Raw genomic sequence first — 12,844 nt, 5'->3', positions numbered from 1 at the left:
TTCAATGAAACCGCTTCATGACCAGGGTGGCATTGGTTCCGCCAAAGCCAAAGGAGTTGGAAAGCGCGTAATCCACCACCTGCTCTCTCGCCGTATTGGGGATGTAGTCCAGATCACAGGCGGGATCGGGATCGGTGAGATTGATGGTGGGGGGCAACACGCCACTCCGCAAGGCCAAGGCGGTGAAGATGGCCTCGACCCCGCCCGCGGCACCCAGCAGGTGACCGGTCATGGATTTGGTCGAAGAGATCATCAATTTTCGGGCATGGGCCTCCCCGAAGGCCAGTTTGATGGCCTGGGTTTCCATGTGGTCGCCGATGGGGGTGGAGGTGCCATGGGCGTTGATGTAGCCGATCTGTTCCGGATTGAGACGGGCATCCCGCAAGGCGGCGTTCATGCAGCGGGCGGCCCCTTCCCCGTCGGGTTGGGGGGCGGTGATGTGATAGGCATCCCCGGACATGCCGTAACCGACCATTTCCGCATAGATGGTGGCACCCCGTTTCTGGGCCGATTCCAAAGATTCCAGCACCACCACCCCGGCTCCTTCCGCCATGACGAAACCATCCCGTCCCCGGTCCCAGGGGCGGGATGCGCCGGTGGGATCGTCGTTGCGGCTGGTCAAAGCCTTGGCCGCGGCGAATCCGCCCACCGCCAACTCACAGATGGCCGCCTCGGCCCCTCCGGCGAGCATCACATCCGCCTCTCCCCGCTGAATGATGCGCATGGCATCACCGATGGCGTGGGCGCCGGTGGCGCAGGCGGTGACCACCGAATGGTTGGGGCCTTTCATGCCATAACGGATGGCGACGTGACCCGAAATCAGATTGATCAACGACATGGGGATGAAAAAGGGCGAAATGCGCCTCGGTCCCCGCTCCTGGAGCACAAAGGCCTGATTCTGAATGGCGGTCAAACCGCCGATGCCGGAACCGATGATCACGCCGACGCGACTGGCATTCTCTTCGGTGATGGCCAGCCCGGAATTTTCCCAGGCCAACTGGGCCGCCGCCACGCCAAAATGCATGAAGAGGTCCATTTTCTTGACATCTTTTTTATCCACCCAATCTTCCGGCTGGAAATTCCGGCATTCACCGGCGATGCGACAGGCGTACTCCTCGGGATTGAATCGGGTAATGGGGCCAATCCCGGAACGCCCCCCGGTCAGGCCTTCCCAGACGGGCTGGATGCCCATTCCGAGAGGTGTCACCAACCCGATACCGGTCATGACCACGCGACGAACTTCCACTGCTGGTTTTCTCCCTGGGCAATAGGCGGTTGGGTGGGAACGGACATCCGGCGAGCATCCGGCGCGAGGCATCAGGATGCTTCAAAGACCAACGTATGTCCGGTCCACCACCAAACCGTGTTGAGGGGGAATGAATGCGCTTTATTGATCCAAGCTTTTCTTGATGAAGTCGATGGCCTGTTTGACCGTGCCGATTTTTTCCGCGGCGTCATCGGGGATTTCGCAACCGAACTCTTCTTCCAGCGCCATCACCAGCTCGACGGTATCGAGGGAGTCGGCCCCCAGATCTTCGACAAAGTTGGCCTCTTCCGTCACTTGGCTGGCTTCGACGCCAAGCTGTTCGACGACGATCTTCTTGACCCGTTCGGCAATGTTGCTCATCAGTGGATTTCCTTTTCTTGGATGCCAGAAAAATGGTTGTTGATTGGGTTGATCCCGACTTGGGGGGGTGATCAGGCGGCCATCAAGCCATGTGCAGACCACCATTGACGTGAATGGTCTCACCGGTGATGTAGCCGGAACGTTCGGAGGCCAGGAAGGCCACGGCATTGGCCACATCCTCGGCCTCGCCCATGCTGCCCAAGGGAATCCGCGAGAGGATAGCCTCTTTGGCCTTGGGATTCAACGCATCGGTCATCGCGGTACGGATAAAACCGGGGGCGACACAATTGACGGTAATGTTGCGGGAGGCGGTTTCCAGGGCGACGCTCTTGGAAAATCCCACCAGACCGGCCTTGGAGGCCACATAGTTGGCCTGACCCGGATTGCCGGTGGTGCCCACCACGGAGGCGACGTTGACAATGCGTCCGTAACGGGCCTTCATCATGGGTTTGACCACCATGCGGGTCAAATGAAACACGCTGGTGAGATTCACCTCGATCACCCGATCCCAGTCCTTGGGCGCCATGCGCACCAGCAGGGCGTCCCGGGTGATGCCGGCGTTGTTGACCAGGATGTCGATGCGACCGAATTTCTCCAAGGTGAGCTTGATCGACTCCTCCAGACACGGCAAGGAGGTGACATCGGCCTCGAAGGCTTCGGAATCCGGAGAGATGGCCCGCACCTCTTCCAAGGCTTCAAGGATACGAATCGATTCGTTGCTGATCAAAACGACCTTGGCTCCCTGACGGGCGAGTTGCAAGGCGATGATCCGACCGATTCCGCTGCTCGATCCAGTGACAATGGCGACGCGATCCTGCATGATGGGTTCCCGTATTGCACGAAGGTGGTGGACTCATCCGGACAAATTACCAGAAGTCACACCGGTTGGGCAACGCTTTCCATTTCCAAAAAAACCGGGAAACGGACATTTTCCAGTCGCGCAACCCCCAACGACGGTCATGACCCTGCCGATTCCACCATCGAATACAACAGACGGATCTCCTCGGGCCACAAGGTTTCGTCGATGGTTTCCAGCACCAAAGGAATATCCTCCAGGCGGGGATCGTTCATGATCCAACGAAACGGCTCCACCCCCAGATGCCCCTGTCCGATGCTGTGATGGCGATCCACCCGCGCCCCCAGATCCGGCTTGGAGTCGTTGAGGTGCATGCCTTTCAAGTAAGGGAATCCCACCACCGCGCCGAAGGTCTCCAGGGTCTTCAGGTAATCCTCGCGGTTGCGCAGTTCATATCCGGACACAAAGGCGTGGCAGGTATCCAGACACACCCCGATGCGGGATTTGTCCTCGACGCGGGCGATGAGATAGGCGATCTGCTCGAAGGTATGCCCCATGTTGGAGCCTTGACCGGCGGTGTTCTCGATCACCGCCGTGACCCCGGCCACCGCATCCAGGGCGCGATTGAGGGATTCGGCGATCCGGTCCAGACAGGCTTCGGGGGTGATCTGACGCAGATGGCTCCCCGGATGGAAGTTCAAACGGTTCAGCCCCAGCAGGCGACACCGTTCCATCTCGTCGATGAAGGCCTCCAGCGACTGCTGCCGGGCCTCGGACTCTGGATGACCCAGATTGATCAGATACCCATCGTGGGGCAACACATGGTCGGCCTCATACCCTTCCCGCTCCATGGCGGCGCGGAAGTCGTCGATCTCCCGACCCGTCAACGGCTTGGAACGCCACTGACGCTGATTCTTGGTGAACATGGCGAAAGCCCGGGCACCGATGGCTTTGGCATTCACCGGCGCGTTGGCCACTCCGCCGGCAATGCTCACATGGGCGCCGACCCGTTTCACCGCTTCTTGCCCCGTTTTTTGGAGGCGGACTTGCCGGCCTTTTTGGCAGCCGATTGCGCGGCTGACTTGGCGGACGGCTTGGCCGCTTTCCTGGCAGCGGGTTTCCCGCTCCCTTTCGATTTTTTCACCGGTGCGACCGAAGACGCCTTGTCCGCCTGTTGCAACCGGGCCATCAAGCGCCGCTCCTGCCCCACCGTCGGAATCATCAACTCCACCGCCGATCCCAGATAGGATTCGGAGAGCATTTGCTGCTCTTCTTCGGAGAATTCCCGTTCCATGGTGGCCACCGCTCCGCTCATGTCGGTGCGCAGCAACTTCTTGATCTCCACACCGATCTCTTCTTCCAACTGGTGTTCGTTCTTCTTTCCATCCCGCGCCGATGCCTTACCCATCTCAACCTGCCCTGACAAAAAGAGAAATGATAAAAAATATGGCAAAACAGACGATGCTGATCACCAACCAGGAACTCGTATCCTTCTTGACCCCCTCCACCTGCCGGCCCAATGACTCCACCTTCTGATTGGACTGCACCGTGGTGGCGGCCAGATCGGACAACCGCTTCTGCGTGGACTTGAACTCCTCCAGGCTCTTGCGGATCTCCATTTTCTCCTTTTCGAGCGCTGCCGGCAATGTGTACAACGCCGCCTTGAGCAAACGCACTTCCTCTTCCAGGATGGTCAGACGATCCGTCGAAAGCCGACTCTCTCCGGCCCACTCTTCCGGATCATCCAGCACCTGGTTTTCATCCAGCTCTTCTTGCTCCATATGCTTTCCCCATGCCCGTCGAAAGGCGCCGCCGCCATCCACCCCCCAGAAAACCAGTCCGCGCAATTTGACACATTGCACACCAAAAAGCCAGTGATGCGAGGGCACATGCCACGCGCCTCACCCCTGGGCCGACTCCATCCCCTTGTCACATTTCTCCCGTACCGCCTCCATCGCCTCCTGACACACGGCTCCGAGCTTCTCCAGCGACTCTCCGGCCGCATCCCACTTGTTCTGCTCCACCCCGCCCCGCAAACGCATGCCCTGGATCGATACCTTCCAGGCGCCGATCTCCCGGGCCACATCCCCCAATCCCTGCAACGGCTTGTCGATTCCGGCGCTGTTTCTGGCCGCCACGGTGCGGGACAACTCTTCCAGGTATCGGGGGGTCTGTTCCAGAAATTGCGCCCCCTTGCGCTCGAAGGTCTCCGCATCCAGCTCCACCCCTTTCAAGACCGTGTTGAGACTGCGGGGCTTGGGCCGACTCTTGAAAATCTGACACCGTTTGATCACCTTGGTGATCGCCGCCAACAGTTCACAGGCACGGTACGGCTTTTTCAGATAACCGTCCATGCCGGCTTCGTGACACTTCTGCTCCTCATCACCCAAAGCCTGGGCCGTGACCGCCAGAATCGGAATGCGGGGATCAAATCCCGCATCGGGTCCGGCGGCACGAATCCGACGCGCCGTTTCGATACCATCCATCTCCGGCAGTTGCAGATCCATCAATACCAGATCCAGTCCCCCCTTTCGCAGCCGCTGCAAGGCATCCTGCCCCGTGACCACACTGGTGACCGTATGCCCGGCCTGCTCCAGAATCAACTCCGCCACCTTGCGGCTGGCCTCCTGGTCTTCCACCAACAAAAGCTCCAACGAGATCTGCGACTTCGATTCCAACGCAACCGCCGGGGTGGTGTCCGGAGGCGTCACATCCAAACCCAATGCCAACTTGACCGCCTTGATGAAACGGAATTTCCAAACCGGTTTGCGCACGGACTGGGTGCCACGCATCCAGTCCAAAAAAGTCAGATCATCCGCCGGCAGATTGGAAGGCACCAACATCAACACCTTGCCATGCCCCGCGCAATAGTGATCCAGTTCCAGCAGGTTGACACACTCGGTCTGCAACAAACCATGATCCAGCACCACCAGATCAAACGGACGCGCGCCACCAAGACGACTGGCGCTCAAGGCCCGGTTCAAGGTGTCATGATCCCCGACCTCCTTGGTCTCGGCGCCGAAGGCGCGCAAAATCCCCCCCACGATCTTCCGACCCGTGTCATGATGATCCGCCACCAGCACACGCATGCCGGCCAGAGGCGATTCGCGAGCGCCCTCGACCGCCCGCCGTTCATCCGCCTCCTGACCCGCCCCCCCCGGCACAAAACGTTGCGTCACCCCAAAACAGGCGGTGAAATAAAATTCGCTCCCCTGTTTGGCGTCGCTTTCCAGGCCGATGTCGCCATCCATCAACGCCACCAACTGCTTGCAAATCGCCAAGCCCAAACCGGTCCCACCGTGCTTGCGGGTCGAAGAGCCATCCAACTGGGTGAACCGCTCGAAGATGAATGCCTGTTTGTCCTCCGGAATCCCCTCCCCGGTATCGATCACCGAAAAACGCAAGACCAACTCTTCCGGCTTGCCCGGATCCTGCCCGGATCCCAACACCACACACCGGTCCCGCTGCACCCGCAACACCACCTCGCCGCTGTCGGTAAACTTGATGGCATTGCTGATCAGGTTGCTCACCACCTGCCTGAGTCGCAACGGATCCCCCACCAAGGTGGGAGGCACATCGTCGTCGATCCAGCAATACAACTCCAGATCCTTCCGATGGGCCTTGATCGCCAGGGATTCGCAAGCACTCTCCAACTGTCCGGAAAGATCGAACGACACCCGCTCCAAAGCGATCATCCCCGCGTCGATCTTGGAAAGATCCAGAATGCCGTTGATCAACTCCAGCAACGACTCCGAGGATTGCTGGATGATCTCCAGATCCCGCCGTTGCTCCTCCGGATTCAAACGGGTGTTGAGCAACAGATCGGTCATGCCGATGATGGTGTTCATGGGGGTGCGGATTTCGTGGCTCATGTTGGCCAGGAATTCGCTTTTCATGCGATGGACGGATTCGGCCACCTCCAGGGTCTCCCGGAGGGATTTCAGCAACTGCTTGCGCTCGGTGACATCGTGCAGAATCGCTGTGTAATGCCGTTTCCCCCCCAGATTGATCGCGCTCAATCCCAGTTCCAGATCGATCACCGTGGCATCCGCCCGCAGACCCGGCATGGCGACCTTGCGCCGAATGTGATACATTTCCCCCTGGTGTTGCGCGTGGCGCCGCAAGGCATCCCGATGGGCCTGCCGGAACTCCGACGGAATGATCATCTCCGCCACGTCCCGCCCCACCAACTCCTCCCGGGAAAAGCCGAACATGCTCTCCCCAGCCGGATTGATGTCTTCCACCAAACCCTTGGCGTCGATGGTGATGATGCCATCGAAGGCGTGTTCCACGCTCAGACGCAAACGGTTTTCCCGATCCAGCAGCTCGGTATGGGCCACTACCAGATCGTGCTCGAACCGGGAGCGTTCCGCTTCCAGGCGCCTGCGTTCGCTGATCTCTTGCACCATGGCCACGCCGAGGGCGGGAGACTCCGCAGCGAAACGCTGCACATGACAATCCGCCGGAAAGGAGTCCCGCTCCTTGCGCAGCACCACCACCTCGAATCCCACCTGTTCCGTGGTACCGTTTCGCACCGGATGAAACCGTTGCCGGAACCCTTCACGCTCCGCATCCGGAAGCAGATCCGTCAGGCGCATGCCCAAAAGCGCCTCCCGGGAAAAACCCAAAGAGCGCACCGCCCCCTGATTGACCTGACGGATCGCCAAAGAATCGATTTCAAACAGCACAATGGGATGCACCGAGGCGTCCAGCATGCGCCCCAGGAGATTTTCCCGCTGATGGGCGGAGTGCAACCGGCCTTCCAGTCGTTTCAGCAGACGGACGAACAGCCACAGCGCTCCGATCCCGCACAACGCGCTGAATCCGAGACCCGCCAGCAAGGTCTGGAGATCCCCCCCCGACTGGTGCTGCCAATAGATGCCCAAAAAGCCACTGGCGACCATCATCACCAGCAGGATGACGGACTTGAACAACAGATCACTCTTGATGCCGCTCATATCGGTTCGTATCCCGACGGCTCGGTGGCGGCCCACTGTTCCGCCAAGGACAGGGAATCCGGATCGTTGACATTGAAAAACGGATCCGGGACTCCGGGTCGCATCGGAAAATCAACCACCCGATGGGCATGAGAAGCCAACCAATCCATCAAACGACGATTGCCGGACTCCAGGGCGGCACTCAAGGAGGGCAGCACCCCTTGGGGCCACAGGCAGACCACCGGATGGATCCGGCCTGCCGAAGCGGCGACAACCGATTGATTTTCCTGTAATCCTCCCGCCTGCAACCGTTGCAGCAGATCCGTCGGCAAAAAGGGCACATCCACCGGGACCGAGACGATCCAATCGGCCCCGGTGGCCAGAAAAGCGGCCTCCACCCCGGCCAAAGGACCGGGGTGGTCGGGTCGGACATCACCGATCACCGGCAGACCAAAACGCGCGAAACGATCCGGATCCCCATTGGCACTCAACCATACCGATGTCACCTGGGGGGCGAAACGCTCCAGAATGCGCGTCAGAAGCAGGCCATTGAGGAAGGGCAAAAAAATTTTTTCCGTTCCGGCCATCCGGCGCGAGCGCCCCCCGGCCAGCACCACGCCGACCGTCTGTTCCATGCCCCTGTTCCCCCCTGTCCCCCCTGAATGGCACCCCAGACCCTGAAATCTCTGTTGAAATCGGTGATCGCTTTTGCTATCACAAGCATGAAATCCTACGTTGCCGGAGAAACTCCGGAAGGCCCTGCGTCGGGCCATTTCCCATTCATGAACCTTTATCAACCATGGGAGGAACCGCAAGAATGAAAAAACATGCTCTCGCACTGGGTCTGGCCGCCATTCTGGGAACGGCTGCCATGACCATCCCCGACACCGCCAACGCCTGGTGGGGAAACCCCTATTACGGCTATCCCGGCTACGGCTATCCCGGCGGCTACCCCTACGGCGGCGGCTACTATCCCTACAACGGCTACTACCCCCCCTACGGCGGCTACCCCCCCTACGGTGGCGGCTATTATCCGTATTATGGCGGCTACTATCCCTACTACAACCGTGGTCCCGGCGGATCCTGGATGCCGTGGAACTGGTAGAAGCTTGCAACGGCCCGGTCGCCACCTGTCTGGATCCGGTGACGACCGGGCCGTTTGCGACGGTTCAGCCGGTCTATCGGGATTCAACCTTGAGCAGTTCCACCTCGAAGATCAACGTGGACCACGCGGGAATCAACAAACCGGCGCCGGTACCCCCATAAGCCATATCCGGCGGGATCACGAAGCGGTATTGACTGCCCTCGGGCATCAACTGCAACCCTTCGCGCCAACCGGAAATGACATCCAGCAGCCCGAAGGTGGTGGGTTCTCCACGCCCGTAAGAGCTGTCGAACTCCACACCGCTGACCAGCGTGCCCCGATAGTGGACCACCACCCGACTGGAAAATCCCGGTTTCTCCCCTTCACCCGGCCGCAACACCTCCCACTGCAATCCGGTGTGGGTGGTGGTCACGCCGGGACGCGCCCCGTTTGCCTGAAGAAACCGCTCACCCGCCTTGCGATGATGCTCCCCGCGTGCGCGACCGAGCAGCAGATTGAACAGTATGGTCCTGATCTTTCCAAACCCGCCTGCCATTTTTGCCACCCATAAACCATTCTTCTTGGAAAATGACCCATGATACGAACCGATTCATGGGCGCCCCATCGAAAAACCCCCTGCAGGCCGTTCCTATTGACCAGATCCCCATTCACGACATGTTCAAGGTAGCAAAAACCCCAGGACAAGTCATCTGAAAAATCCAGGGATCCAACGCAGAAAATGAAAAATTCTCTCTTGAAAAACACAACGATATTGCATATTTTGCAGATTCTTGCAAACCCGAATGCCACCATCCCAGCCAGGAAGCCCACGCAAATACCATTAACGAAATTCTTACCCCCCAACAGATCCAACCAAAAAATGAGCAGACGTTACTGAATCATTCCAACAGATCCATCGATGGATCCATCGCCATCCCATCGTGTTCCAGGCCCCACCACTTAAAAATATGAACAGGCATCCTCCCATAACGGTTTCGTAACCATTATGTAACAATTTTGTAACTTTCTTGTAACCATTTTTCCAGTATCACGCCTCCGATCAACCGCCCCCCATCATCCCGCAGCCGGTGACAGCGCCCTCCAATCGCCTCATCCGGCCATCGGTCAGTCCCAAAGCAGCGTCAACTGTTTGCCCCCCGGCGTGCTTTTTTTGGGGACGGCGGCCCGTGTCGTGCGATACTCCAGCCACTCCTCGCGAATGCCTTGCAGAAACGATGAAATCTCCAGGGAACGCACGACGCCACGCCAAAGACGTTTCTTGGCCCAACTCAAAAACAAAGTCTCACGGGCACGGGTCATGGCCACGAACAATAGCCGACGCTCCTCTTCGGTCTCCTCTTCTCTGACTTCGGCGTCGCCAAACCGCCAGGGAAGCATGCCCTCCTCGCAGCCGATGACAAAAACCACCCGATATTCCAATCCCTTGGAGCCGTGCAGCGTCAGCAAAGAGACCCGTTGCGCCCGAGGATCCAACAAATCCACCTCGGCCCCCAACGCCAGAACGGACAAAAATCCCGCCTCATCCTCTCCATGCCGTTCGGCCAGAGGGGCCAGCCACTCCAAAGCCACGCTCACCTCCGGATCCGGCCCTGCCAGGGCGGCGGCCTGTTTCAGCCGTTCGCCCACCGATCCGGCGCCGGCAACCCGCTCCATGGTCTCCACCAACACCTTGACCCCCCCATGATCCCGCAAACGGTTGTGGGAACGCTTCTGATAGGGAATCCCCGCCCGCTCCAACGCCTGACACACTGGCAAGGAGAGGGCGTCGGAACGATACAGCACCGCGAAATCAGAAAACGCATACTCCCCGGCGGCGTGTCCATCCGCCTGGCCACTGTCCATGGCGTGAAAACCATGTCCCCCCATCATCGCTTCCAGGGTGCGGACCACAAACTCCGCCTCCGCGTGGTCGCTGGCGGAAGTATGCACCACAATGCGCCGCGCATCCTCCAGGATCGGGGTCAACGCCCGCTCGCGACGCTCCACCGCCCGCTCCATCACCCCCAACGCCCCCTGCACGATGGCCCGGCCAGATCGATAGTTGCGGGTCAAACGCACCGTGCGGATGGCGGGAAAATCCCGCGCCATGGCCGCGAAAAACCGGGGATCCCCACCACGGAAACCGTAGATGGACTGATCCGGATCCCCGATCACGCACACATCCCCATCCGCCGGCATCAGATGGCGCAACAAGGCGTACTGGGTGGCGTCGATGTCCTGGAATTCGTCCACGAACAGACGGCGATAACGGACGCGCAGTTCTTCCGCCAACTCGGGAACGGCGTTCATCCAGGCCACGGGCAGGGCCACCAGATCCTCCAGTTCCACCAGCCCCCGCGTACGCATTCCCTCGCGATGAAAAGCCAACGACAGGGTTTGGGAAGCTTCCTCTTCCGGCGTCGCGGACCCGGCGCCGCGCCGCAAACGGCTGAAACCATCCAACACCTTGCCCGCCTCGCTCCGGGAGATTCCAAGATCCTCCTGAAGCCTCCGCACCGCCTCCACCTCTCCGGCGATGGCCACATGGGGCGGATAACCAAAGCGCGTCCCATACTGACGCAAGATCGACCACCCCAACGCGTGAAAAGTCATCACCGGAATACGCCGCGCCAGATCTCCCAGCAACACCGCCAACCGTTCCCGCATCTCCTCGGCGGCGCGCCGGGTAAAGGTGACCGCCAGACTCGCCTCCGGTTCAGCCCCATCCCGCACCAGTCGGGCCAGACGATAGGTCAAGGTGCGGGTCTTGCCCGTGCCCGGACCGGCGAGAATCAACAATGGACCGTGACCATAGGCCGCGGCCAACGCCTGTTCGGGATCCAGCCCATCCACCGACGCCCCTTCCCCCTCCTCCGGTTTCAGGCCGTCCACCGACGGCGCCACCCGCTCCTCCGGCTCCGGAATCCCGGCCTGTGCCGGCAACACCGCGTCCGCAATTTTCTTGCGCCCCGCCGGCGCGGGCCTGGTCACGCTTCTCTCCTCCACGCTGCCGGGGGCGAACAACGCGCCAATCTCCTGTTTGGGCTTGGCCGCCTTGGCCCCGAACACACGGATCACTCCGAACTCCCCGTCATACCCGCCGGAACGGATCACCTCCCCGGCCCGCACCCGCTGAATCGCCTCCGCCATGCGCCACGACATATGACGCTGGATCTCCTCCAACGGGACCGATTCCAGAATGAACAGCTCAGGCCCCAGACGCCGCAACATCTCGTCATAACTGCGGGTCACCCGCCCCGAGGCAGGCCCGACACCTTCCACCTCGCCGATGATCTCGGGCAAAGGGATCAAGGACCAAAACGGCGCCGCCTTGGGAGCGGCGATCCCCTCGGGACGGTCGGCCAACTCCTCGACCCGGTTCAACACCCCCACGGTCAACCCCTTGCCGCACACCGGGCAGATTCCGGACAAACGCCGGGTCTCCACCGGGTCCAGACACACCTGACAGGCCCGATGTCCATCCAGATGGTATTTTCCCTCCTCGGGAAAAAATTCCACGGTTCCCCCATATCCCTCGCCGGTTTTCAAAGCGCCCACCATGGCGAAATAGTCCATGGCCGAGGTGAACACCGTCGCCTCCCGGGCCACCTTGGCGGGAGAGTGGGCGTCGGAGTTGGAAACCAGTCGATAACGGTCCAACCGCCCCACCCGCCAGTTCATGGGGGGATCCGAGGAAAGCCCGGTCTCCACCGCGAAAATATGCTCCGACAGATCCCCGTAACACGCCTCGATGGAATCGAAACCCGACTTGGAACCCAACGCCGAAAACCAGGGCGTCCAGATGTGGGCCGGAATCAAAAAGGCGTCCGGATCGGCTTCCAGGGTGATCTCCAGCAGATCGCGGGAATCCAGTCCCAGAATCGGTCGGCCATCCGCATTGAGATTGCCGATGCGCCCCAGACGCGCAATCAGCCGCCGGGCGGCATCCAGGGAGGGAACACCGATCACATGGTGAACCTTGCGGGTGCAATCCCCTTTTTTGTAGATGGTCGAAATCTCGACGGTCAGCATGAAACGCACCGGCTCTCCGGCTCCCGGCGCCATCCCCGGCACCCCCAAGCCCTCGGACACCTGCCGTTCCAGCTCGGGTTTCAGGCGACGCAATCCCGGTTCGGCTTCTACGGTCTGCTCGGCGAGAGCTGCAATCCAGGCGGGATGGGTGCAATCCCCGCTGCCCAGAACCGCAATGCCCTTGCGCCGCGCCCACAACGCCAAATGCTCCAGATCACAATCCCGACTCGTGGCCCGCGAATACTTGGAATGAATGTGCAAATCCGCAAAAAAACGCATGCCTGTGATCCCCTCTTTAGACGGGCCGATTTCCGGATGACTTGTCCCCAACCCCCGGTATATCCTGTCAGATAGACATTTTCACCCTT

At 60.2% G+C, this 12,844-nt stretch carries 11 protein-coding genes; 1 reads left to right on the top strand and 10 read right to left on the bottom strand.

Annotation, left to right across the window (positions count from 1 at the left end; all coding sequences use genetic code 11):
* Window position 1: 1 nt before the first annotated feature.
* The 8 genes from fabF to mobA form a co-directional block, all read right to left on the bottom strand.
* A complete protein-coding gene (fabF, locus tag HQL98_08040) occupies window positions 2-1,318 on the bottom strand; it encodes a beta-ketoacyl-ACP synthase II (protein MBF0271995.1) in 1,317 nt (438 codons plus the stop codon).
* A gap of 69 nt (window positions 1,319-1,387) precedes the next feature.
* On the bottom strand, window positions 1,388-1,627 hold the full coding sequence (locus HQL98_08035; protein ID MBF0271994.1) for an acyl carrier protein: 240 nt from the start codon (window positions 1,625-1,627) through the stop codon (window positions 1,388-1,390).
* 82 nt (window positions 1,628-1,709) lie between these two features.
* Window positions 1,710-2,447, bottom strand: coding sequence for a 3-oxoacyl-[acyl-carrier-protein] reductase (gene fabG, locus HQL98_08030; GenBank protein MBF0271993.1), 738 nt, complete (start codon window positions 2,445-2,447; stop codon window positions 1,710-1,712).
* A gap of 137 nt (window positions 2,448-2,584) precedes the next feature.
* Complete coding sequence (gene nfo, locus HQL98_08025) at window positions 2,585-3,439, bottom strand: deoxyribonuclease IV (GenBank protein ID MBF0271992.1); 855 nt, start codon at window positions 3,437-3,439, stop codon at window positions 2,585-2,587.
* Window positions 3,436-3,831, bottom strand: coding sequence for a hypothetical protein (locus tag HQL98_08020; GenBank protein ID MBF0271991.1), 396 nt, complete (start codon window positions 3,829-3,831; stop codon window positions 3,436-3,438). The genes nfo and HQL98_08020 overlap by 4 nt, the downstream gene beginning before the upstream one ends.
* 1 nt (window position 3,832) lies before the next feature.
* On the bottom strand, window positions 3,833-4,204 hold the full coding sequence (locus tag HQL98_08015) for a hypothetical protein (GenBank protein ID MBF0271990.1): 372 nt from the start codon (window positions 4,202-4,204) through the stop codon (window positions 3,833-3,835).
* 120 nt (window positions 4,205-4,324) lie between these two features.
* Complete coding sequence (locus tag HQL98_08010) at window positions 4,325-7,381, bottom strand: PAS domain S-box protein (protein MBF0271989.1); 3,057 nt, start codon at window positions 7,379-7,381, stop codon at window positions 4,325-4,327.
* The gene (mobA, locus tag HQL98_08005; GenBank protein ID MBF0271988.1) at window positions 7,378-7,995 is read right to left on the bottom strand and encodes a molybdenum cofactor guanylyltransferase; all 618 of its coding nucleotides are present in this window, start codon (window positions 7,993-7,995) and stop codon (window positions 7,378-7,380) included. Before mobA ends, HQL98_08010 begins: the two co-directional genes overlap by 4 nt.
* A gap of 182 nt (window positions 7,996-8,177) precedes the next feature.
* Here mobA and HQL98_08000 point away from each other — a divergent pair, with 182 nt between their 5' ends.
* Window positions 8,178-8,465, top strand: coding sequence for a sulfur globule protein CV3 (locus HQL98_08000; GenBank protein MBF0271987.1), 288 nt, complete (start codon window positions 8,178-8,180; stop codon window positions 8,463-8,465).
* A 73-nt stretch (window positions 8,466-8,538) separates the two neighbouring features.
* On the opposite strand, the gene HQL98_07995 is transcribed toward HQL98_08000, so the two are convergent.
* Complete coding sequence (locus HQL98_07995) at window positions 8,539-9,000, bottom strand: FKBP-type peptidyl-prolyl cis-trans isomerase (GenBank protein MBF0271986.1); 462 nt, start codon at window positions 8,998-9,000, stop codon at window positions 8,539-8,541.
* A gap of 569 nt (window positions 9,001-9,569) precedes the next feature.
* A complete protein-coding gene (locus HQL98_07990) occupies window positions 9,570-12,755 on the bottom strand; it encodes a UvrD-helicase domain-containing protein (GenBank protein ID MBF0271985.1) in 3,186 nt (1,061 codons plus the stop codon).
* Between the last annotated feature and the right edge of the window lie 89 nt (window positions 12,756-12,844).

The organism is Magnetococcales bacterium, from assembly GCA_015231755.1.
Taxonomy (GTDB): domain Bacteria; phylum Pseudomonadota; class Magnetococcia; order Magnetococcales; family Magnetaquicoccaceae; genus Magnetaquiglobus.
The sequence above is the reverse complement of the archived record's forward strand: the minus strand, read 5'-3'. Positions and strand labels throughout refer to the sequence as shown.

What these genes read in the sequence shown, in the direction of transcription:
- HQL98_08015 (MBF0271990.1), bottom strand. Translation starts at nt 4,204, where the DNA reads ATGGAGCAAGAAGAGCTGGATGAAAACCAGGTGCTGGATGATCCGGAA.
- fabG (MBF0271993.1), bottom strand. Translation starts at nt 2,447, where the DNA reads ATGCAGGATCGCGTCGCCATTGTCACTGGATCGAGCAGCGGAATCGGT.
- HQL98_08020 (MBF0271991.1), bottom strand. Translation starts at nt 3,831, where the DNA reads ATGGGTAAGGCATCGGCGCGGGATGGAAAGAAGAACGAACACCAGTTG.
- HQL98_07995 (MBF0271986.1), bottom strand. Translation starts at nt 9,000, where the DNA reads ATGGCAGGCGGGTTTGGAAAGATCAGGACCATACTGTTCAATCTGCTG.
- HQL98_08010 (MBF0271989.1), bottom strand. Translation starts at nt 7,381, where the DNA reads ATGAGCGGCATCAAGAGTGATCTGTTGTTCAAGTCCGTCATCCTGCTG.
- fabF (MBF0271995.1), bottom strand. Translation starts at nt 1,318, where the DNA reads ATGCCTCGCGCCGGATGCTCGCCGGATGTCCGTTCCCACCCAACCGCC.
- mobA (MBF0271988.1), bottom strand. Translation starts at nt 7,995, where the DNA reads ATGGAACAGACGGTCGGCGTGGTGCTGGCCGGGGGGCGCTCGCGCCGG.
- HQL98_08000 (MBF0271987.1), top strand. Translation starts at nt 8,178, where the DNA reads ATGAAAAAACATGCTCTCGCACTGGGTCTGGCCGCCATTCTGGGAACG.
- HQL98_08035 (MBF0271994.1), bottom strand. Translation starts at nt 1,627, where the DNA reads ATGAGCAACATTGCCGAACGGGTCAAGAAGATCGTCGTCGAACAGCTT.
- HQL98_07990 (MBF0271985.1), bottom strand. Translation starts at nt 12,755, where the DNA reads ATGCGTTTTTTTGCGGATTTGCACATTCATTCCAAGTATTCGCGGGCC.